Origin of the sequence: Rhodanobacter humi (assembly GCF_041107455.1) — a bacterium.
Taxonomy (GTDB): domain Bacteria; phylum Pseudomonadota; class Gammaproteobacteria; order Xanthomonadales; family Rhodanobacteraceae; genus Rhodanobacter_A.
Window position 1 is genome coordinate 2,369,043 of sequence record NZ_JBGBPY010000001.1, and the last position, 21,054, is coordinate 2,390,096.

Consider the following 21,054-nt stretch of genomic DNA (forward strand, 5'->3'; position numbering starts at 1 on the left):
TTGCACACGGCCGGCATCTCCACCGCTGCACTCATCCCGTATACGGCCTGGGATAGCCGGATACCGGCCGGTTGGACACCGGTGGCGGCCGCAGTGTCGGCTGCTGCACGCTGCCGCCGCTCACCGTGAAGCTGAGTACGCCGTGCACGCTGCTCATGGTGGAGCCGCCCGGAGTCACCGTGATGGTCTGCTGGTTGCCGTTGGTCGCGACGTTCACGGTGTAGCCGGTCGACGGCGCCAGGTCGGTGATCACGTGCAGCGCGGCAAGGTTGTCGACGGTGTAGCCGATCGTGCCGCTCAGCGGCGTGCCGGCCGCACCCGTGCTGCTGACCACCACCGCACTGCCGTCCGATGCCGCCAGCTGCACGCCGAGGATGCCGCCCTGGGCGACGATCACCGGCTTCGCGCCGGCCACCGTGGATGACGCGGTGGACAGGTCGAACACGGTCAGCCATTGCTGGCTGGCGCCCGCGACCGGCGAGCGCACCTGCACCTGCCATGCCTTGGTCGGGTTGCTGGACGGGTACATCGCCGTGGTGGACAGCGTGGCGTTCTGCGGCAGCACGGTGGTCATCGCGCCGGCGTAGCTGCCGCCATAGGTGATGTCGAGGCGGTTACCGCCGGTACTGGTGGTGCTGGAGGCCGGATTCGCCGGGAAATGCCAGGCCAGGTACTGGTCGTAGCTCGCGCTGCCCGCCGTGGTGCGGTCGTAGACCACGAAGCGGTTGGGCCGCACGTACACGATCTCGCGCGACCAGTTGGTCACGGCCGGCCCGGCGGCGAAGCGGCGGTACATGTCCTGCAGACCGGTCGCCAGCACGTAGACGTAGCTGCTGCCGTCCTCGAACGCGGCGACTTTGGTGCTGGCCTGGTTGCTTTCGGTGGTGCTGGCGAACTGGCCGTACTGCTCGGCCGGCGCGCCGTTGCTCAGGTTGCGCACGTAGAAGATGTTGTAGATCTGGCGGTTGCCCGAGTAGACGTTGCCGCTGCTGAAGCTGCCGTAGTTGTCGTTGTAGACCAGGTTCTCGTCGGCGGTGCCGTTGGGGTTGTGCACCAGCCAGCCGGTGGCGTTGAGCAGCAGCGGCGTGCCGCCGCGCACCAGGGCCAGGCTGCCCTGGTCGAAGTATTCCTCGCCCTGCCCGGGGTTGTTCGCGTAGGGCGCGGCGCGGAAGGACATCCAGGCGGCACTGTTGCCCCAGTCCGAGCGCGCCGCGACCGCGCCCAGGCCCGGCGCGAAATACGACAGCGGCAAGCCGCTCACCGGCGCCGTCGTGCCGGCCGGGTCCAGCGAAAGGAAGCGCAGCCACTCGTCCGCGTAACCGTAGCCGCTGGTGGCCGCGTCCACGTCGGCCAGGTACTGGCGGAAGATCGCGGTGTGCGGCGAGCCCCAGTAGCCGAGCGCGCCGAGCAGTTGCTGGAACAGGCCCACCTGGGTCGTGCCCGGCGGCTGGCTGTCGGAGTTCGAATGGTTGGTGTCGCGGTCATCGAAATAGGTACGAGAGGGCCAGGTGAAGTGCATCGCGTACTCGGCGCTGTCCGTCGGATAGCTGTACGGTGCGCTGGCGTGCACCAGGTCCTGGCCGGTGGCGGTTTTCACCTCGCGCATGGGCAGGGTCATGTTGAGGATGCCCAGCGGCGCGTAGTTGGCGTAACCCTCCGGCCAGCCGCCGCCCAGCAGGTGCAGCTGGTAGTACGGCTGCACGCGCTTGGCGAACTGGTTGTTCAGCCAGTCGTCCCATTCCGCCGGCCCCGAGGGGTTCTCGTCGTAGGTGGCCAGCGCGATGGCGGCCTTGGCGTGGAAGTAGCCCGCGTAGTAGTTGCTCTGCGGATGCGCGTACTCGAAATCGGCGCAGCCGTTCGGCGCCTCCCAGGCGGTGATCCAGGCGTTCGCGGTGGTGTAGACCTGCGTGCGCTGGGTCGGCGTGAGCAGGTCCCAGACCCAGTCGTAGCCCAGGCCCATGCCGACGCCGTAGAAGCGCATGCCGTAGCCGCTGTCGGTGCAGGGCGGCTGGCCCTGGCTGCCGGAGGCGGACATCTTCATCAGGATGTCCACGGCCTTGGCGCCATAGCTGGCGGCCGCCGAGGCGTTGCTGGTCTTGAGCACCTGGTAGCACATGCCCTCGGCCAGCAGCGCGGGCACGTAGTCGCTGCCTTGGTAGCCCTGGCCGAGGTTGGGCAGGTTCGGGTAAGCGTTGCCCGAGGGATATTCGACCGTGCCGCCGATGTAGGAGTCGCACTTGGCCTTCAGCGCCGTCCATTGCGGATTGGAGGAGGTGGCCCGCTGGCGCAGCGCGGCCAGCGTGGTGCCGTCCAGGATCAGGCGCGGATGCGGCGCCAGCGTCACGGCGGCCAGCGCCCGCACCCCGAAGGCGGCCGGCGTGGGCGTGGAAGCGGGTGCGCCGTGCGCAGGCGGCGTCACCCGGGCATCCACCAAGGCCAGCACGTGCGCGGGCTTGCAGGGGGCGACGCCGGCTTCGCAAGGCAGGTCCTGGTGCATCCACGCCAGGCTCTCCGAGGACAGCTGCACGGCGGCGGCGACATCCGGCGTGGCTCGCGCCGCTTGCATCACCGGCGCGGCGGGTGCGGGCTGCTCGGGCGCCTCTGCGACGGGAGTCGGTGCGGGGGAGACGTCTGGTTCCGCTGTCCGGACCGCGGCGGCTGTCGTCGTCGGGCTGGCCGGCAGCGGCGCCACGCGTTCGTTGCGGATGCGCACGATCGCTTGTGCCATCACCACAGCTGCCAGCAGGGCCGCGACTGCGGCCAGCATCGCGCGCCAGCGCCAGTGGCGACGGCGGCGCTGGACAGAAGTGTCCGGGTGACCCGGCAAGCTTCGGCTCGGCATGGCGAATCCTCGGATCAGATGGGTCCGCCAGGCCGTTCCCGACGGGGGCTTCCGGTCAGCGTGCACCGCGACGGAACAACACCACCTCGACCGTCTGGATCAGTATCAGCAGGTCGAACAGCAGGTTGTTGTTCTTGACGTAATAGAGGTCGTACTTGAGTTTCTCGGCGGCGTCGTCCTCCGACGCGCCGTAGGGGTAGCGCAGCTGCGCCCAGCCGGCCAAGCCCGGCTTGAGGCAGTGGCGCAGGTTGTAGTAGCTGATTTTCTGCGCGAGATCGGCGACGAACTGCGGCCGCTCGGGCCGTGGGCCGATGAAGCTCATCTCGCCCTTCAGCACGTTCCACAGCTGCGGCAGCTCGTCCAGCCGCACCTTGCGGATGAAGCAGCCGACGCGGGTCACGCGGTCGTCGTTCTTGGCCGCCCAGCGCGCCACGCCGTCGCATTCGGCGTCCGTGCGCATGCTGCGGAACTTGATCAGCCAGAAGGTGCGGCCGCGCACGCCCACGCGTTCCTGGCGGTACAGGATGGGCTGGCCCGGGCCGGATTCGAGATGAATGGCCAATGCCGTCAGCAGCATCAGCGGCCAGGTCAGCGCCAGCACCAGCAGCGCCGCGGCGAGGTCGAAACAGCGCTTGCTGAGCCGGCGCATCGGCGAGGCGTAGAAGCCGCCCGAGTAGACCAGCCAGGAGGGATACGTCAACGCCAGCTGCACACGGCCGGATTCGCGCTCGAAGAAGGTGGTGAGGTCGGTCACCTCGATGCCCAGCTGCCGGCATTCGAGCAACTCGTCCATCATCAGGCTGCCGCGGCGATCGTCGACGCCGACCACGATCTCGTCGATGCCGTGTCGTTCGGCCCAGACGTCCAGCGGCGCATCGGGCGTGACCAGCAGTTCCACGGGCACGTCGACGGCCTCGCCCGGGCGGGGCACGAAACCGACCACCACGAAGCCGCGCCGGTCGGAGCGGCGGCGCATGCGGCTGTGGATCTGCGACGCGCGCGTGCCGCCGCCGAGGATCAGGATGCGCCGCTTGAACGCCTCCACCTCGACCAGCTGCAGGAACGCCGCGCGGAACGCGGTGACCGCCACGAAGCCGAGCGCCAGCGCGATGCCCAGCACGCCGCGGCCCACGTAGGCCTTCGGCAGCACGTAATAGGCCACGACCAGACCCAGTCCGCCGAGCGCGAAACCGACCGCCTGGCGCGCCAGCAGGCCGAACCAGGTCGCGCGCATGTGCGCCTGATACTGGCCCATCGCCGCCAGGCCGAGCACCAGCACTCCGGCGAACATCAGCGAACGCGCGGGCAGGTGGCTCAGTTCGTCGATGCTGCCGAAGCGCACCCAGATGGCGATGCTCAACGACGCGCAAAGCAGAAGCATTTCGGCCACGGCCAGCAGAATCAGCCAGCGCGTGGACTGTCGGTGCATGAAGCGCAACATCCCTCTCCCCCTTCCCCGGCATCCGGTGCCGGTGGGATTGGAAGAGTAGCAATGCGGCGAGCCGGTGTCCATAACATTTACGTGACCGTTTCGCAATATGTGTTTTGCGAAACAGATCACAAAACATGAAATTACCCTCACCGGATGAGCCATCCCGCCGGAACCCGCTTGCCGCGAATGGACCCCGGCGCCGGGGTGCTGCATGGGCGGGCACATGGCGGGCGGGCACGACGAAACGCCCGACTTGCCGGCTTCGACGGAGGGGGGCAGGGTTGGTGCGCGGAGCCTGCCGGCCGCGCCGGTGCCGGGCCCGCCCCGGCGGGATGCCGGGCAGGCGTCGGTTGCCGCCGGCTCAGGCGGTGGTCTGCTGCGCGATGAAGCCCAGGTACCATGGCATCGCCTCGCCCAGACCCTGGACCAGGGTGTGGGTGGGCGCGTAGCCCAGCCGCGTGGCGGCGCGGCTGATGTCGGCCAGCGAATGGCGCACGTCGCCCGCGCGGAATTCGCGGTGCACCGGGGGCTGGCCGTAACGCACGCGCTCGGCCGCGAGTTGCTGCACCAGGCCGTCGAACAGCTGGTTGAGGCTGGTGCGCTGGCCCACCGCCACGTTGTAGACCAGGTCGCGGTGCTCGTCGGCGGCCAGCGCCGCGAGCAGGTTCGCCTGCACCGCGTTGGCCACGTGGCAGAAGTCGCGCGTGGTCTCGCCGTCGCCGTTGATGAACACTTCCTCGCCGCGGATCATGGTGGCGATCCACTGCGGGATCACCGCGGCGTAGGCGCCTTCCGGATCCTGCCGGCGGCCGAACACGTTGAAGTAGCGCAGGCCGATGGACTTGAAGTCGTAGCAGCGCGCGAACACCTCGGCGTAGATCTCGTCGAACAGCTTGGTCGCCGCATAGGGCGACAGCGCGCGACCGATGCGGTCCTCGACCTTGGGCAGGCTGGGCTCGTCGCCGTAGGTGGAGCTGGAGGCGGCGTAGGTGAAGCTGGCCACGCCGGCGTCGCGCGCGGCTACCAGCATATTGATGAAGCCGGTGGCGTTCGCCGCATGGGTGGCCAGCGGGTCCTCGATCGAGCGCGGCACCGAGCCCAGCGCGGCCTGGTGCAGCACGTGGCGCACGCCGGCGCAGGCGGTGCGGCAGTCGTCGATCTCGCGGATGTCACCCTCGACGAAGCGGAAGCGCGACCAGGCCTCGGCGCCGACCAGCTTCTCCACCTCGTCGAGGTTGCGCCGGTGGCCGGTGGCGAAGTTGTCCAGGCCGACCACGGTCTGGCCCAGGCCCAGCAGCGCCTCGACCAGGTTGGAGCCGATGAAGCCGGCCGCGCCGGTGACCAGCCAGGTGCCTGAGCCGGCGCGCACGCGCGCCTGCAGATCGGCCGGCAGCAAGGTGTCGAGCGTCGTCATCACAACCTCCCGTCCACTGCCTCGCGCGGCAGCACGTATTTCACGTCATAGACCACGGATGCCGGCTTGCCGTAGGCACGCACGCCATCCGCGCCCAGCGCCACGAACTGCCGGTGGCCCACCGCCACGATCACCGCGTCGTAGGCGCCGGCCGGCGGCTCGGCCAGCGGCACGAGGCCGTATTCGTGCTCGGCCTCGGCGGCGTTCACCCACGGATCGTGCACGTCGACCTGCGCGTTGTAGCCGCGCAGCGCCTGCACGATGTCGACCACGCGGGTGTTGCGCAGGTCCGGGCAGTTCTCCTTGAACGCCAGGCCCAGGATCAGCACCTTTGCATGCACCGGGTTGATGCCCTTGCGCACCATCAGCCGGATCACCTCGTTGGCGATGTACGGACCCATGCCGTCGTTGGTGCGCCGACCGGCCAGGATCACGTCGGGGTGGTGGCCCACCTCCTGCGCCTTGTGGGTGAGGTAGTAGGGGTCGACGCTGATGCAGTGGCCGCCGACCAGGCCGGGCCGGAACGGCAGGAAATTCCACTTGGTGCCGGCCGCCTGCAGCACTTCCAGCGTGTCGATGCCCAGCTTGTTGAACAGGATCGCGAGGTCGTTGACCAGCGCGATGTTGAGGTCGCGCTGGGTGTTCTCGATCACCTTGGCCGCCTCGGCCACCTTGATCGAGCTGGCCCGGTGCGTGCCGGCGGTGATGATGGAGCCGTACAGGCGGTTCACGAAATCGGCGACTTCCGGCGTGGAGCCGGAGGTGACCTTGAGGATGCCGGTGACGCGGTGCTGCTTGTCGCCGGGGTTGATCCGCTCGGGGCTGTAGCCGGCGAAGAAGTCGCGGTTGAACTCCAGCCCGGAGCCCTGTTCCAGCAGCGGCACGCACACTTCCTCGGTGCAACCGGGATAGACCGTGGACTCGTACACCACGATGTCGCCGGGCTTCAGCACCTGGCCCAGCATCTGGCTGGCCTTCACCAGCGGCGTGAGGTCGGGCCGCTTGGCGGCGTCGATCGGCGTGGGCACGGTGACGATGTAGACGTTGCAGGCACGCAAATCATCCAGCGTGGCGGAGAACGTCAGCCGCGTCGCGGCGGCCAGTTCGTCGGCATCCACTTCCAGCGTCTTGTCCTCGCCGGCGCGCAGTTCGGCGATGCGCGTCTGGTTGATGTCGAAGCCGAGCGTGTCGTAGTGCTTGCCGAATTCCACCGCGAGCGGCAGGCCGACGTAGCCCAGGCCGATGATGGCGATCTTGCTGTCTTGCGGATTCCGCATGCGAGCGTCCTTGGGATCTGCTGGCTGGCACGCGGCTGCCTCTGGGCGGCCGCGACGGATGGCGGCGGTCGCGCCGCCGCGGTCGCGGACGGAGCCGCGTGCCGCAGGCGCGGGATCGCATGCGCGATCCGTGACGCAGGCGCTCCCGCTCGACCTATCGTAGCGGCTGCCCAGTCCTGTCGCATAGCACGTGCGGTCGCCGGCGTGGCTGCGTTCAGGCCGTAGCCTGCTCGCGCAGCCAGCGCTCCAGCGCCGCATCCGCCGCTGCCAGCGGCTCGGCGCTGGCTGAGCGTTGCAGCATCGCCGCCAACGCGGACGGCACGTCGACGGGATGGCCGAGCAGCGGCTCGACCACCTGCTCGAACTTCGCCGGATGCGCGGTGGCGACCACGGCCCACGGCTGCGTGTCGCCGCTGGCGCGGAGGCGATCGAGCAGGTGCACGGCGGTCGCCGTATGCGGGCAGAACACTTCGCCATGCTCGCGCGCGTGTGCGGCAAGCGTGTGACGGATGCCGGCGTCGTCCACGCTTTCGGCGTGCAGGGCGTGGCGCAGCGCCACGTCGTCGCTCCCGAAAGTCCAGCGCAGGCGCTCGAAGTTGCTGGGCGCGCCCACGTCCATCGCGTTGGCCAGCGTGGCGATCGCTTCGCGCGGCGCGTAATCGCGGCCGGCGAAGAACTCTGGCAAGGTGGCGTTGGCGTTGCAGGCCAGCCGTACCTCGCCCACCGGCAGGCCCAGCGCGCGCACCCACAGGCAGGCCAGCGCGTTGCCGAGGTTGCCGGTGGGCACGATGAAGTTGAGCGCTGCACCGCGTTCGCGCCAGAACGCCAGCGCGGCATGCGCGTAGTAGCTCATCTGCGGCAGAAGCCGGCCAAGGCTGATGCTGTTGGCGGAGCTGAGCGGCACGTCGCGTTGCAGTTCCGCGTCGTTGAGCGCGGCCTTCACCATGCGTTGGCAGTCGTCGAAGCGGCCGGCCACGCGCAGCGCCTGCACGTTGTCGCCGAAGCAGCCGAGCTGGTGCGCCTGCCGCGGCGAGACCAGGCCGTCGGGATACAGGATCACCACGCGCACATTTGAATCCGGCACGCCCGGCTGGCGATGGAACGCCGCGCCCACCGCCGCGCCGGTATCGCCCGAGGTGGCGACCAGGATGGTCAGCGGCCGCGCATCCGCCCGCGGCAGCCGGCGCAGGCAGGCGGCGAGAAAGCGCGCACCCACGTCCTTGAACGCCGCCGTCGGCCCGTGGAACAACTCCAGCACCTGCGCATCGCGATACGGCAGCGTGCGCAACGGCACCGGGAAATCCAGCGCCTCCGCACAGATCGCCGGCAGTTCGGAGGCGAGCGGGTCACCCGCGAAGAACGGCGCCAGCAACGTCGCCGCGGTATTCGCCAGCGTTCCCTGTGCATCGAAGTCCGTGGGATCGAGCGCGGGTAACCGCTCCGGCACATACAAGCCGCCATCCGGCGCCAGCCCCGCGGCGATCGCTTCGCCCAATGTGGCGGCCGGTGCGCGGCCGCGTGTGCTTAGGTAGCGCGGCGTGTCACTCATGCTCCATCCCGTCATCGACCAGCACCGCCGCCGGCCCATCGATCGGCGCCACGAAGGCGTCGCTGCCCAACCCGGCTTCGGCGAACGCCGCCCGCATCGCGACGGCAGCCGCCTCCGCCTCGGCGCGATGCTCGAACCAGCCGAACACGCTGGGCCCGCCGCCGGAAATACTCGCCCCCAGCGCGCGATGATCCAGCGCGGCCTGCTTCACGCGCGCGAAGTTCGGCACCAGTGGCGCGCGGCGCGGCTCCACCAGCACGTCCTTCAGGCCCTCGCGCACCAGCGCGGCGTCGCCGCGGAAGCAACCGGCCAGCAGCAGCGACAGGTTCGCGCTCTGCGCCACGAACTCGCCCAGCGCGTAATGCCCGGCCAGCGCGGCGCGCGACTTGCGCGTCTCCAGCACGTAGTGCGGATGCACCAGCGCGCAGTGCCAGTCGGCGGGCACCGGGATGCGCAGCACGCGCTCGTGCGTGGCCAGCGTGAGTCCGCCCAGCAGTTGCGGGCCCACGTTGTCGCCGTGGCGGCCGCCGCTGGCCACCGCCTCGCCGTCCATCGCGAAGCCGTACAGCGCCTCGCGCGGCAACGGCCGTTCCAGCAGCGCGTTCGCGGCCACCAGCGCGGCCACGCAGGAGGCCGCCGAGCCGGCCATGCCCGAGCCCAGCGCGATGCCCTTGTGCAGCACGAGTTCGAAACCGTGGTGCAGGCCCAGCGCCTTGCGCAGCGCGAGCAGGGCGGCGCCGGCGGTGTTGTGCTGCGCTTCCAGGGGCAGCTCGCGGGTCACGCCGTGGATCGCCGCGATGCGTACGGTCGGCTCGGCGATGCGGCGCACTTCGGCGCGGTCGCCGGCGCCGGCCATGCTGTGGCCGAGGATGTCGAAGCCCACGCCCACGTTGCCCACGCAGGCGGGCGCGAAGGCGGCGGCGTGGTCCAGGCGGGGCGATCGTGTGCTCATGGGTTCCTGCAGCGGGGCGTCGGCGAGGGCGTTCATGCCTGCACCCCCAGCGACTCGGCGATGCGCAGCAGGTCGGCGAACACGCCGGCCGCGGTGACTTCCGGCCCCGCGCCGGGGCCTTGCACCTGCAGCGGATTATCGCAGTAGCGGCGGGTGGTGAACTGCACCACGTTGTCGGTGAGCCGACTGTGCGCGAAGGCATGCGCGGTCGGCAGCACCGCGAGGCGCACGCTGGCGCGGCCATGGTGGTCGAGGCTGGCGACATGCCGCAGCACGCCGCCTGCGGCGCGCGCGGCGGCCAGTTTCGCAGCCAGCGGCGCGTCGAGTTCGGCCAGGCGCTGCATGAACTCGTCGAGCGATACCGCCGCCAGTCCGGGCGGTACCAGGCTCTCCACGTCCACCTGTTCCAGCGACAGCGGCCAGCCGGCCTCGCGGGCGAGGATCACCAGCTTGCGCGCCACGTCGAGGCCGGACAGGTCGGCGCGCGGGTCGGGTTCGGTATAGCCCAGCGCATGCGCCTCGCGCAGCAGCGCGGAGAACGGCTGGCTGCCGTCGTGGCGGTTGCACAGCCACGCCAGCGTGCCGGAGAACATGCCCTCGATGCCTAGCAGTTCGTCGCCGGTGTCGAGCAGATCGCGCAGGGTCTGCACCACCGGCAGGCCGGCGCAGACGGTGGCCTCGTAGCGAAAGCGCGCACCGCCGGCGCAGGCGGCGCGGATCGCCTGCCAGCGCTCCAGCGGGCCGCTGCCGGCCAGCTTGTTCGGCGTCACCACGTGCAGGCCGGCGGCCAGCCAGTACGGGTAGTGCGCGGTCACCGCCTCGCTGGCGCTGCAGTCGATCAGCAGCGCGTGGCGGTCGCCGTCGCCGCGTACGTGGGCGGCGAACGCGTCGAGGTCGTTCGGTCGCCAGGTCTGCGCGCCGCCGTGGCGGCCGTTGAGCTCGGCGTCGTCGCAGTCCAGCCACATGCGCTTGCTGGCCACCACGCCGCAGAGTTTCAGGTCCAGTGCGTGGTCGCGCGCCAGCCGCGGTTGCGCCGCGCGCAACTGGTCCAGCAACGCACCGCCGACCCGGCCGGGGCCGATCACGCCCACCGCCAGCGTGCGCCGGCCGGTGGTGCCGATGCGCGGCATCGCCAATGGCGGCAGGGGGTGCAGCAGGACTTGTTCGGGTGCACAGGTAATCACGGCGGCCTCTCCGTTGGAGGCCCGTCCCGTCTGGCGTGTCGGCGCGTGCCGGCCCGCCTCGTCGAGGGCGGGCCGTTGCGTGGGAAAACTCAGCTACGCACGATGCTCCGCCCGGGACGCGTGGTACCGGTGCCGGTGGTAATCGTGGTGGTAATGATGCTGGCGATGTCGCCCGCGCGCGACGGCATGCGGCCGGCGGAAGCCGGGGCGAAGTGCATGCGGACGAGGGCGGAATACGGCGACATGGTGCTGACACTAAGTCCGATGTTGCACTGCAGTCAACAGATGCATTTGCAACCGTTTTGCCGCTGCCGATGATGGCGGCCGGCCGCGGCAGGTTGTCGCGATGGCCCGTTTCGGCCGTCCGGCGCGGACCCGCATCACTACAATGGCGGCGATGAATCCCTCTTTCCCCTTGCGCTGGCTGTTGCGTGCCGGCGTCGCGCTGCTTGCGTCCGGCGCCGGTGCGGCCGCCGCCGCAACGGATGTCCCGGACCCCATGCAACAGCGCGTGGCCGCCTGCGCCAGCTGCCACGGCGCCCACGGCGAAGGCCTGCCCGGCGATGCGAAGGTGCCGCGCCTGGCCGGCAAGCCGGCCGCGTACCTGCAGCAGCAGCTCGCATCCTTCCAGAGCGGTCGGCGCCATCATGCGGCGATGGAATACGTGGTGCGCCAACTGAGCCCGGACTACCTGCGCCAGATCGCCGAATACTTCGCGGCCCAGCAGGTGCCGTATCGCAGGCAGACGGCGCCGGCGGTGTCCGCCGCCGCGATGCAGCGCGGCGAGCAGCTGGTGCGCCACGGCGACCCCAGCCGCGGCGTGCCGTCCTGCGCGAGCTGCCACGGCGACACGCTGACCGGCGTGGAACCGATGATGCCGGGCCTGGCAGGCCTGTCCTATGCCTACATCCATGCACAGCTCGATGCGTGGCGCACGCACCAGCGCGTCGCCGACGGCCCCGGCTGCATGGTCGTGGTGGCCAACCGCATGACTGGCGGCGATGTCGCCGCGGTGGCCGCGTGGCTGGCCAGCCAGCCGCCGCCGGCCGACATGCATCCCGTGCCGGCCAGTGCGCAGCGCGAGCCGCTGCCGGGCTGGTGCGTGCTGGGCAACGGCGGGGTGAACCCATGAAACGCTGGTGGCGACGCGGCATCCTGGTCTTCCTGCTGCTCGGGATCGCGCTGCTCGGCTGGTGGCTGTTCGCGCCCGGCCGCGTGCAGCAGGTGCCGGCGGCGCAACGCGAGGCCGAGGCCGCGAAACTGCGCGACCCCGCGCTGATCGCACGCGGCGAATACCTCGCCGCCGTGGGCGACTGCGCCGCCTGCCACACCGAGCGCGGCGGTCAGCGTTATGCCGGCGGCCGCGTGCTGGCCACGCCGTTCGGCGACGTGCCCGCGCCGAACATCACGCCCGATCCGGAGACCGGCATCGGCCAGTGGAGCTTCGAGGACTTCTGGCGCGCCTTGCACGAGGGCAAGGGCCGCGGCGGCGAGCTCTTGTATCCGGTGTTCTCCTACACCTCGTTCACCAAGGTCACCCGCGACGACGCGCTGGCGATCTTCGCCTGGCTGAAATCGCTGCCGCCGGTGCACCAGCCCGATCGCGAGCCGGGCCTGGCCTTCCCCTACAGCGTGCGCAGCAGCCTGCTGGCGTGGCGTGCGCTGTACTTCAAGCCAGGCGTGTACCGGCCCGACCCGGCCCGGTCGCCGGAATGGAACCGCGGTGCCTATCTCGTGCAGGGCCTGGGCCATTGCAACGAGTGCCATACCACGCGCAACGCCTGGGGCGGCTTGGAGCCGGATCGTCATCTCGCCGGCGGCACCATTCCCGTGCAGGACTGGTATGCGCCCGATCTCGGCACGCAGCCGGGCGGCGGCCTGGCGGGCTGGAGCGGCCAGGACATCGTGGACCTGCTCAAGACCGGCCAGTCGGCCAGGGGCGTCGCCTTCGGTCCGATGGCCGACGTGGTGCGCAACAGCACCCAGCACATGAGCGACGCCGACCGGCAGGCGGTCGCGGTCTACCTGCAGGCGCTGCCCGCGCGCGCGGCTGCGCCCGCGCCCGCCGCATTCGCGCAGGTCGCCAGCCACGCGCAGGGCGGCGAGCTCTACGCGCGGCAGTGTGCCGCCTGCCACGGCAAGCAGGGCGAGGGCGTGCCTGGCGTCTATCCGCCGCTGGACGGCAACAGCTCGGTGACCGGGCCCACGGCCACCAATGCGGTGCGCAGCGTGCTGCTGGGCGGTTTCGCGCCGGCCACCGCCGGCAATCCGCGGCCGTATTCGATGCCGCCGTTCGCACAGCAGTTGAGCGACGACGAGGTGGCCGCGGTGGTCAACTACATCCGCCAGTCCTGGTCGAACCGCGCCAGCGCGGTGTGGCCCGCCGAAGTGGGTCGCCTGCGCCACACGCCGGTGGATTGAATCGCAGCGTCGGGTTGCGCGTGGCATCCTGCACCGTCGCCGGCCCGTCGTTTCCGGGCTGCGGGGGTCCGTCATGCGCCTGTGGTCGCTGCACCCGCGTTACCTGGATGCGAAAGGCCTGGTGGCTCTGTGGCGCGAGGCGCTGCTGGCGCGCGCCGTGCTGCGCGGCGCCACGCGCGGCTATCGCCGGCATCCCCAGCTTGACCGCTTCCGCGAACATCCCGCGCCGCGGCTGGCGATCAACGCGTATCTCGCCGCAGTGCACGCCGAGTCGCAGGCGCGCGGCTACCGCTTCGACCGCAGCCGTTTCGGGCCGGTGCGCGGCGAGGTGGCGGCACTCCCCCTGAACGAAGGCCAGCTCGACCTCGAATGGCGGCACCTGCTGGCCAAGCTCGAAGTGCGTGACCCGGCGTTGCATGCGCGTTGGTGCGGACAGGCCCGCCCGGACTGCCATCCGCTGTTCCGCCTGCAGCCGGGGCCGGTGGCCGCGTGGGAGCGTGCCGGCGGTTAGCGCCCGTCAGCGCGACAGGTCGATCGCGTAGGTCGCCGTGCCGTCGCCGTGGTCCTTCACTTCGCGGATGGGGGCGAGCCCGTCGGCGTGCGCGATGGCGGCCTTGCCGCTGGCGCTGGTGAACAGCACCGGGCCGGCCGTCTTGAGCGGGGCGAAACGCCAGGAGCGGGCGGGCAGCTCGCGTGCGGTGATCTCGCGGTGCTGCTGCAGCCAGCGCGCCACGATCTCGCGCGTGCCGTCGGGTGCGGCCAGCACGATGTTCCTGCCGTCCAGCCCCGGGAAACGGCCGCCGCCGCTGGCGCGGTAGTTGTTGGTGACCACGATGAAGGGCTGGTCGGGCCGCACCGGCTTGCCGTCGAACGTCAGCGACACGATGCGCTGGCCCGCGGGCCTGCTCACGTCGATGACGTAGGCGATGCCGCCCTGGAGCTGGTCGAAGTTGAAGCCGGGGAAGCGGGTGTTGACGAGTTCCTGCGGCGTGCCCTTCGCCGGGTCGATGCGGTTGAAGCGCCTGGCGGATTCCTCCAGCCACGCCTTCACGCCGGCACCATCGGTTTTCACTGCGGCGAGCGTGTTCGGATAGAAGTAGAGGTCCGCCGCGCTGCGCAGGGTGAGTGGGCCGGGCGCCACGTCGGTGTAGTCGTCCGGACCGCCAAAGCCGGTACGGAACGCGGCGGCGGCGGAGAGCACCGGCACATTCGCCAGTTCCGGATGCAGGCGCGGCAGCTCGGCGCGCACGTAGTCGCGCTGCGCCGCGTTGACCACGGCGAGCGCGCTCATGTCGCCCTCGTCGGCGAAATAGCTGCTCATGCGCACGCGACTGGTGCCGATAGTCGTGTTCACGTAGGCCACCGCCGCCGCCTGCACGCCGGCCACCAGCGGCGCGATGGCGGGATCGGGCGCCACACAGCTGGCGGCGTCGCCGGGTTTCGTGCAGATCGGCCGTACCTCGCTGTGCGTTTCCTGCTTGTCGATCGCCCAACGGCCGTCGACGCGATCCAGCGCCAGCGCTATCACGCCCAGGTCCTTGCCGAAGAAACCGCCCATCACCGCGGGCTTGCCGCGCACGAAGCCGCGCACGTCGTCCACGTCCTTCATCTTCGCGAAGCGCGGGCCGGGGAACTCGGTGTGCGAGTGGCCGAGCAGCAGCACGTCGATGCCGGGCACGCCGGCCAGGTGCCAGCCGGCATTTTCCATCGCGGGCGTGTACGGCGCGGTGTCGAGCCCGCCGTGCACGATCGCGACCACCAGGTCGGGGTGCTGCGCCTCGATCTGCGGCAGGTACTTCTTCGCCGCCTCCACCACGCCGTCCGCCGTGACTTTGCCGGCCAGGTTCTGCTTGTCCCATTGCATGATCGGCGGCGGGGTGAAGCCGATGATCGCCACGCGCAACGTCACGTCTTCCGCCTTGCCGTCGGGCAGCGTCACGCGGATCGGCTTGGTCACGATGGTCCACGGCTGGAAGATCGGCTGGCCGTCGCGCGCGCTGTCCACGTTCGCCAGCACCAGCGGAAAGTGCGGGCCGGCGCAACGCTGCCGTTCGCCGCCGTCCACATTCATCGGCGTGCCGGTGACCTGCGAGAGCCAGCCCAGCCCGTAGTTGAACTCGTGGTTGCCCGCAGTGCCGCCGTCGTAGCTCACCGCGTCCATCGCGCGGTAGATCGCCAGCTCCTGGTCGCAGGCCAGCTTCTGCACCTGCGCCTGCCAGTCGGCCAGCACCGTGCCCTGGATGGTGTCGCCGCTGTCGAACAGGAAGTGGTTCGGATACTGCTTGCGCGCCTCGCCGATCAGCGTGGCGGTGCGCTCGAAACCCAGCGTGAGGTCGGCCTTCTGCTTGTAGTAGTCGTAGCCGAGGATGTTGGAGTGGATGTCGGTGGTTTCCAGGATCGCCACCGTGGCGCGCGTGCCGTCCGGCAGCGCGGGCGCACGCGAGGGCTGATGGGCGCAGCCGGCGAGCAGGGCGGCGGCGAGCAGGGCAAGCGCGGTACGGCGTGGAAACATGACGAGATCGCATAAGTGCATGGAATCGGCAAGCTAGCAGATCGACATGGCAGTCGGGCAAGCGGCATCGCATCGGGGCTGGCGCCGCACCGACGCGATGCGCGCCGGTACGGCCCGCGCTTTGCCGCCCGCGCGGGAAACCGCGACAATGGCCCGCTGGCATCGCGCCATTCCCCATCGCCGTCAGAGAGCCCCGCCGACCATGTCCGACACGCCCAAGATCATCTACACCCTCACCGACGAAGCCCCGTTCCTCGCCACGGCTTCGCTGCTGCCCATCGTGCAGGCGTTCACCGCCACCGCGGGCATCGCGGTGGAGACGCGCGACATCTCGCTGGCCGGGCGCATCCTGGCGCAGTTCCCGGATCGGCTGAAGGACGGCCAGAGGATCGGCGACCACCTCGCCGAACTGGGCAAGCTCGCCACCACGCCGGATGCGAACATCATCAAGCTGCCGAACATCAGCGCCTCGGTGCCGCAGCTGAAGGCGGCGATCAAGGAACTGCAGGTGCAGGGCTACGCGCTGCCGGATTATCCGGATGTGCCGCAGAGCGACGCCGAGAAGGACGCCAAGGCGCGCTACGACAAGGTGAAGGGCAGCGCGGTGAACCCGGTGCTGCGCGAAGGCAATTCCGACCGCCGCGCGCCGCTCTCGGTGAAGAACTACGCGCGCAAGCACCCGCACAAGATGGGCGCGTGGAGCGCGGATTCGCAGACCCACGTGTCGCACATGGACGGCGGCGACTTCTACGGCAGCGAGCAGTCCGTGGTGGTGGATGCGCCGACCGCGGTGAAGATCGAGTGGTTCGGCAAGGACGGCTCCAGCAAGGTGCTGAAGGAGAAGGTTGCGCTGAAGACCGGCGAGATCCTCGACGCATCGGTGATGAGCCGCAAGGCGCTGGCCGGTTTCATCGATGCGCAGATCGCCGACGCCAAGGCGCAGGGCGTGCTGTTCTCGGTGCACCTCAAGGCCACCATGATGAAGGTGTCCGACCCGATCATGTTCGGCGTGGTGGTGAACGAGTTCTACAAGGACGTGCTGGCGAAGCATGCCGCCGCGCTGAAGCAGGCCGGCTTCGATCCGAACAACGGCATCGGCGACCTGTACGCGCGCCTCGGTGGCCTGCCGGCGGAGACGCAGGCGGCGATCAAGGCCGACATCGCCGCCGAGTACGCGAAGCGTCCGGCGCTCGCGATGGTGAATTCCGACAAGGGCATCACCAACCTGCACGTGCCCAGCGACGTCATCATCGACGCCTCGATGCCGGCGATGATCCGCGACTCCGGCAAGATGTGGAACGCCGAAGGCAAGCCGCAGGACTGCAAGGCGATCATCCCCGACCGCAGCTACGCGGGCGTGTACGCCGCCACCATCGACGACTGCAAGGCGCATGGCGCGTTCGACCCGGCCACCATGGGCAGCGTGCCGAATGTGGGCCTGATGGCGCAGGCCGCCGAGGAGTACGGCTCGCACGACAAGACCTTCCAGATCGCCGCCGACGGCGTGGTCAAGGTCATCGACGAAGCCGGCAAGGTGCTGCTGGAACAGCCGGTGGAAGCCGGTGACATCTGGCGCGCCTGCCAGACCAAGGACGCGCCGGTGCAGGACTGGGTGAAGCTCGCCGTGTCGCGTGCGCGCCTCAGCAACACGCCAGCAGTGTTCTGGCTCGATCCGCAGCGCGCGCACGACCGCGAGATCATCCGGAAGGTCGAGCGCTACCTCAAGGACCACGACACCAGCGGCCTCGACATCCGCATCCTCGATCCGGTGGCGGCCACGAAGTTCTCGCTGGAGCGCATCCGCAAGGGCCAGGACACCATCTCGGTCACCGGCAACGTGCTGCGCGACTACCTCACCGACCTGTTCCCGATCATGGAGCTGGGCACCAGCGCCAAGATGCTTTCCATCGTGCCGCTGATGGCCGGCGGCGGTCTGTTCGAGACCGGCGCCGGCGGCAGCGCGCCCAAGCACGTGCAGCAGTTCCTCGAAGAGGACTACCTGCGCTGGGATTCGCTGGGCGAGTTCCTGGCCCTGCAGGCGTCGCTGGAGTTCGTGGGCGACAAGACCGGCAACACACGCGTGAAGGTGCTGGCGAAGACGCTGGATCAGGCCAACGGCAAGATCCTCGACAACAACAAGTCACCCGCCCGCAAGGTGGGCGAGCTCGACAACCGCGGCAGCCACTACTACCTCGCCCTGTACTGGGCGCAGGCGCTGGCCGCGCAGGACGAGGACGCCGCACTCAAGGCGAAGTTCGCCCCGCTGGCCAAGGAACTCGCCGAGAACGAGGCGAAGATCGTCGGCGAACTCAACGGCGCACAAGGCAGGCCCGTCGACATCAAGGGCTACTACCACCCCGACATGGCGCTGGTGAGCAAGGCGATGCGGCCCAGCGGCACGTTCAATGCGGCGCTGGCGGAGTTGAAGTGAGGCTGGTTGCCGTTCCAGTGACGTGACGCGAAACGGGGCGCCTTGGCGCCCCGTTTCGTTCTGCGGGATAAATGTGGCGCTGGGTCTGATCGCTGGAACCAGGGGCCTGTGATCAACTGGTCGTTAGGTTGTCCATCGGCCTCAGATATGAAGGTGCTTCGTCTGCTGGCAATGTTTGTGTTGGATCGCGGCGAACCCTCAAACACTATCGATCCGCTCCAAGCCGACATGGATTCTCGCTGGCCTTGCCGAAGCGCTTCGAACCCATGGGAACCATTCCACCGAACTTCCTTCCGACGGGCGCACCCTTTTCGCCCAGTGGCTGGTAAACCCAGAAGACAACGAAGTCCCGTATGTCCTTCATTGCTCCAAGCTTGGGGAAGTAGTGATCAAGTGCAATCTGCCCAGCGATGCTTCTATGAGGCGGTATGTCGTAGCGCCGCTCCGGAAAGTCTTCGATGGGATACGCCTGCTGAAGTGTCTTGCCTGCGTAAGCTTGGTAAATCACAAGCCCTCTTCCGAGCGATGCGCCCCAGGGAAGGTTCGCCAGATCCATGGTCAGCGGCTTGTCCGAGCAATTCCATACACGCATGTCCAAATAGACGTGATGGTCAGACCTTTCGATTCCGCCTGCCTCGACCGCGATAGGGTAGCTTGCACCAGTCGGCCATCCCTTGGCCGCGTGTGGCAGTGCAAGGGCTAGAGCTGCGCAGGCAATCAGTCCAGCTTTCATATGCACTCCTTGTTGGTACATCGAGCATCGAAACTGCTCGCTCAGGGTCAAAGGCGAGCCTGATCATCGCTCATTGATCTCGCCGCGACTTCGCGTCGGCAAGGGAGCATGCGTTGACCGGGTACGCTTGTTCAAGCGCCGTTGCCCCATACCAGCGAACATCGCGTATCTGGCGCGGTCATAGCGCCGATGCCAGGAACAGCGACGTGCTGTTCCGGTACCGAGAACGACCGATGAGGAAGAGCCTGATGCGCCCCTGGACCGTGCTGCTGTGTTTCGCGCTGGCCGCACCGACCGCGCTTGCTGCGCCGCTGCAGACGCCGCCGGTGGCAAGCACGACGGCAGCGCCGCCGGTACCCGCCGACGTGCCGCTGCTGGCGCCCGTGGTGGTGAGCGGCGTGGTGCCGGGGCCGGGGCTGTGGAAGGTGAGCAAGGGCGATCACGTGCTGTGGGTGCTGGGCACGCTGTCGCCGCTGCCGGGGCATATCCAGTGGGAGTCGCGCGAGGTGGCGCAGGTGCTCGCGCAGTCCAAGCAGGTGCTGCTGGAGCCGAAGATCAAGCTCAAGGCGGACATCGGTTTCTTCGGAAAGCTCTTCCTGCTGCCCACGGCCTATGGCGCGCGCAAGAACCCGGATGGCAAGACGCTGGACCAGGTGATGGATGCGCCGACCTACGCGCGTTGGCAGGCGCTGAAGCGGAAGTATCTCGGCGACGACAGTGGCATCGAACGCTGGCGCCCGCTGTTCGCGGCGCAGGAGTTGTACCGGAAGGCGCTCAAGGCGAATGGGCTAAGCAACGACGGCGGCGTGTCGGGTGCCGTGGCGGCGATGGCGAAGCAGGACGGCGTGCCGGAGACGCCGGTGGAATACCGCGTGGAGATCAAGCAGCCGCGCGAGGCGCTGAAGGCGTTCAAGGCCGCGGCGCCCAGCGACCTGGAATGCTTCAACCGCACGCTGGACAGCATCGAGCACGACCTGCCGGCGATGACCGCGCGCGCGAACGCCTGGGCCACCGGCGACCTGGAAGAGTTGCGCCGCTTGCCCGACAGCCATCGCCGCGATGCCTGCGTCACCGCGATCACCAGCGCCGGTTTCGCCCACCAGCTCGGTCTCGACGACGTGCCTGCGCAACTGGAAGCCGCGTGGTTGGCCGCGGCGCGCGATGCGCTCGCGAAGGACGACACCGGCTTTGCCCTGCTGCCGATGGGCGAGCTGTTGTCGCCCACCGGCTACGTGAGCAAGTTGAAGGCCGCCGGCTACACGGTGGAGGCGCCGCTGGGGCTGGACGAGGCGCCGACCGCCGCAGGCAGCGCCACGGCACCTGCCACGGCGACCAGCGTCACGCGCTGATCAGCTCGCGCTGGCGCGATCCAACGCGGCGATCTCTTCGCCGCCCAGGTTGAGCTGCATCGCGCCCAGCAATTCCTGCAGCTGCGCCACGCTGGTGGCGCTGGCGATCGGTGCGGTGACGGATGGACGCGCGATCAGCCAGGCCAGCGCGACTTGCGCGGGCGTGGCCTTGTGCGCGGCGGCGATGTCGTCCAGCGCGACGAGCACCGCCAGGCCGTGCGGGTTGAGGAAGCGCTTCGCCGCGCCGCCGCGCGCGCTGCTCTTGGCCAAGTCCGCCGCGCTGCGGTACTTGCCGCTGAGGAAACCGCTGGCCAGCGCGTAGTAGCAGGTCACGCCCAGCTCTTGTTCGCGCACCAGCGGTTCGAGTTCCGTCTCGTAGCCGGCGCGCGCGACGAGGTTGTATTCCGGCTGCAGGCATTCGTAGCGGGGCAGGCCGTATGCCTTCGACACCGCCAGCGCCTCGACGGTGCGGTCGGCGCTGAAGTTGGAGGCGCCGATCGCGCGCAGCTTGCCTTCCCCGATCAATCGCGCGAACTCGCCCAGCGTCTCGTGCATGGGCACGCTGGCGTCGTCCTGGTGGGCGAAGTAGAGGTCGATGCGGTCGGTCTTGAGGCGCTGGAGCGAACCCTCCACCGCCGCGCGGATGTTGATCGGCGACAGGCCGGGGTGCTGGTCCCACTTCGCCACCTTGGTGGCGATCAGCACGCGGTCGCGCTTGCCGCTCTTTTGCAGCCACTTGCCGATGATGGCTTCCGACTCGCCGCCGCGGTTGCCCGGCACCCAGGCCGGGTAGACGTCGGCGGTGTCGACGAGGTTGCCGCCACCGTCGACGAAGGCGTCGAGCAGCTCGAACGCGCGCGCCTCGTCCACGCTCCAGCCGAACACGTTGCCGCCGAACACCAGCGGGGCGATGGAGAGCGGCGAGCGGCCGAGCGGACGGTATTGCATGGAAATCTCC

At 69.5% G+C, this 21,054-nt stretch carries 15 protein-coding genes; 5 read left to right on the forward strand and 10 right to left on the reverse strand.

All coding sequences use genetic code 11. The features are described 5' to 3' along the window. Positions 1 to 31 precede the first annotated feature (31 nt). The 7 genes from AB7878_RS10305 to AB7878_RS10335 all read right to left on the reverse strand — a co-directional run bounded on the left by AB7878_RS10305 (position 32) and on the right by AB7878_RS10335 (position 10,650). Complete coding sequence (locus tag AB7878_RS10305; RefSeq protein ID WP_369494280.1) at positions 32 to 2,842, reverse strand: hypothetical protein; 2,811 nt, start codon at positions 2,840 to 2,842, stop codon at positions 32 to 34. Positions 2,843 to 2,897: 55 nt separating this feature from the next. Beyond that, positions 2,898 to 4,271: a TIGR03013 family XrtA/PEP-CTERM system glycosyltransferase gene (locus AB7878_RS10310; protein WP_369494281.1), complete on the reverse strand. Its 1,374-nt coding sequence runs from the start codon at positions 4,269 to 4,271 to the stop codon at positions 2,898 to 2,900. A 364-nt stretch (positions 4,272 to 4,635) separates the two neighbouring features. Next, entirely contained in the window at positions 4,636 to 5,688 is a 1,053-nt protein-coding gene (locus tag AB7878_RS10315; RefSeq protein WP_369494282.1) for an SDR family oxidoreductase, read from the reverse strand. Beyond that, positions 5,688 to 6,965, reverse strand: coding sequence for a Vi polysaccharide biosynthesis UDP-N-acetylglucosamine C-6 dehydrogenase TviB (tviB, locus tag AB7878_RS10320; protein WP_369494283.1), 1,278 nt, complete (start codon positions 6,963 to 6,965; stop codon positions 5,688 to 5,690). The genes AB7878_RS10315 and tviB overlap by 1 nt, the downstream gene beginning before the upstream one ends. A 214-nt stretch (positions 6,966 to 7,179) precedes the next feature. After that, positions 7,180 to 8,514 (reverse strand): threonine synthase, encoded by a 1,335-nt coding sequence (thrC, locus tag AB7878_RS10325; protein WP_369494284.1) that lies wholly within the window; start codon positions 8,512 to 8,514, stop codon positions 7,180 to 7,182. Continuing rightward, entirely contained in the window at positions 8,507 to 9,466 is a 960-nt protein-coding gene (locus tag AB7878_RS10330; RefSeq protein WP_369494285.1) for a homoserine kinase, read from the reverse strand. The genes thrC and AB7878_RS10330 overlap by 8 nt, the downstream gene beginning before the upstream one ends. A gap of 32 nt (positions 9,467 to 9,498) precedes the next feature. Next, positions 9,499 to 10,650, reverse strand: coding sequence for a homoserine dehydrogenase family protein (locus AB7878_RS10335; protein WP_369494286.1), 1,152 nt, complete (start codon positions 10,648 to 10,650; stop codon positions 9,499 to 9,501). 397 nt (positions 10,651 to 11,047) lie between these two features. Between AB7878_RS10335 and AB7878_RS10340 the strand changes: the two genes are divergently transcribed. The 3 genes from AB7878_RS10340 to AB7878_RS10350 all read left to right on the forward strand — a co-directional run bounded on the left by AB7878_RS10340 (position 11,048) and on the right by AB7878_RS10350 (position 13,582). Continuing rightward, positions 11,048 to 11,782: a c-type cytochrome gene (locus AB7878_RS10340; protein ID WP_369494287.1), complete on the forward strand. Its 735-nt coding sequence runs from the start codon at positions 11,048 to 11,050 to the stop codon at positions 11,780 to 11,782. Continuing rightward, positions 11,779 to 13,071 carry a c-type cytochrome gene (locus AB7878_RS10345; protein ID WP_369494288.1) on the forward strand — a complete coding sequence of 431 codons (1,293 nt, stop codon included), beginning with the start codon at positions 11,779 to 11,781 and terminating at the stop codon, positions 13,069 to 13,071. Before AB7878_RS10340 ends, AB7878_RS10345 begins: the two co-directional genes overlap by 4 nt. A 73-nt stretch (positions 13,072 to 13,144) precedes the next feature. Further along, positions 13,145 to 13,582 (forward strand): pyrimidine dimer DNA glycosylase/endonuclease V, encoded by a 438-nt coding sequence (locus AB7878_RS10350; RefSeq protein ID WP_369494289.1) that lies wholly within the window; start codon positions 13,145 to 13,147, stop codon positions 13,580 to 13,582. A 6-nt stretch (positions 13,583 to 13,588) separates the two neighbouring features. On the opposite strand, the gene AB7878_RS10355 is transcribed toward AB7878_RS10350, so the two are convergent. Next, a complete protein-coding gene (locus AB7878_RS10355) occupies positions 13,589 to 15,583 on the reverse strand; it encodes a bifunctional 2',3'-cyclic-nucleotide 2'-phosphodiesterase/3'-nucleotidase (RefSeq protein WP_369494290.1) in 1,995 nt (664 codons plus the stop codon). A gap of 202 nt (positions 15,584 to 15,785) precedes the next feature. Here AB7878_RS10355 and AB7878_RS10360 point away from each other — a divergent pair, with 202 nt between their 5' ends. Next, positions 15,786 to 18,014: an NADP-dependent isocitrate dehydrogenase gene (locus AB7878_RS10360; protein ID WP_369494291.1), complete on the forward strand. Its 2,229-nt coding sequence runs from the start codon at positions 15,786 to 15,788 to the stop codon at positions 18,012 to 18,014. Between the two features lie 205 nt (positions 18,015 to 18,219). Here AB7878_RS10360 and AB7878_RS10365 read toward each other — a convergent pair whose 3' ends face one another. Next, positions 18,220 to 18,747: a hypothetical protein gene (locus AB7878_RS10365; protein ID WP_369494292.1), complete on the reverse strand. Its 528-nt coding sequence runs from the start codon at positions 18,745 to 18,747 to the stop codon at positions 18,220 to 18,222. Between the two features lie 248 nt (positions 18,748 to 18,995). On the opposite strand from AB7878_RS10365, the gene AB7878_RS10370 reads away from it, so the two are divergent. After that, positions 18,996 to 20,096, forward strand: coding sequence for a TraB/GumN family protein (locus tag AB7878_RS10370; protein WP_369494293.1), 1,101 nt, complete (start codon positions 18,996 to 18,998; stop codon positions 20,094 to 20,096). On the opposite strand, the gene AB7878_RS10375 is transcribed toward AB7878_RS10370, so the two are convergent. Next, on the reverse strand, positions 20,097 to 21,044 hold the full coding sequence (locus AB7878_RS10375) for an aldo/keto reductase (RefSeq protein ID WP_369494294.1): 948 nt from the start codon (positions 21,042 to 21,044) through the stop codon (positions 20,097 to 20,099). Positions 21,045 to 21,054: the final 10 nt, after the last annotated feature.

Coding starts and splice junctions, on each gene's coding strand:
- AB7878_RS10305 (WP_369494280.1), bottom strand. CDS start 2,842: ATGCCGAGCCGAAGCTTGCCGGGTCACCCGGACACTTCTGTCCAGCGC.
- AB7878_RS10310 (WP_369494281.1), bottom strand. CDS start 4,271: ATGCACCGACAGTCCACGCGCTGGCTGATTCTGCTGGCCGTGGCCGAA.
- AB7878_RS10315 (WP_369494282.1), bottom strand. CDS start 5,688: ATGACGACGCTCGACACCTTGCTGCCGGCCGATCTGCAGGCGCGCGTG.
- tviB (WP_369494283.1), bottom strand. CDS start 6,965: ATGCGGAATCCGCAAGACAGCAAGATCGCCATCATCGGCCTGGGCTAC.
- thrC (WP_369494284.1), bottom strand. CDS start 8,514: ATGAGTGACACGCCGCGCTACCTAAGCACACGCGGCCGCGCACCGGCC.
- AB7878_RS10330 (WP_369494285.1), bottom strand. CDS start 9,466: ATGAGCACACGATCGCCCCGCCTGGACCACGCCGCCGCCTTCGCGCCC.
- AB7878_RS10340 (WP_369494287.1), top strand. CDS start 11,048: ATGAATCCCTCTTTCCCCTTGCGCTGGCTGTTGCGTGCCGGCGTCGCG.
- AB7878_RS10345 (WP_369494288.1), top strand. CDS start 11,779: ATGAAACGCTGGTGGCGACGCGGCATCCTGGTCTTCCTGCTGCTCGGG.
- AB7878_RS10350 (WP_369494289.1), top strand. CDS start 13,145: ATGCGCCTGTGGTCGCTGCACCCGCGTTACCTGGATGCGAAAGGCCTG.
- AB7878_RS10355 (WP_369494290.1), bottom strand. CDS start 15,583: ATGTTTCCACGCCGTACCGCGCTTGCCCTGCTCGCCGCCGCCCTGCTC.
- AB7878_RS10360 (WP_369494291.1), top strand. CDS start 15,786: ATGTCCGACACGCCCAAGATCATCTACACCCTCACCGACGAAGCCCCG.
- AB7878_RS10365 (WP_369494292.1), bottom strand. CDS start 18,747: ATGAAAGCTGGACTGATTGCCTGCGCAGCTCTAGCCCTTGCACTGCCA.
- AB7878_RS10370 (WP_369494293.1), top strand. CDS start 18,996: ATGCGCCCCTGGACCGTGCTGCTGTGTTTCGCGCTGGCCGCACCGACC.
- AB7878_RS10375 (WP_369494294.1), bottom strand. CDS start 21,044: ATGCAATACCGTCCGCTCGGCCGCTCGCCGCTCTCCATCGCCCCGCTG.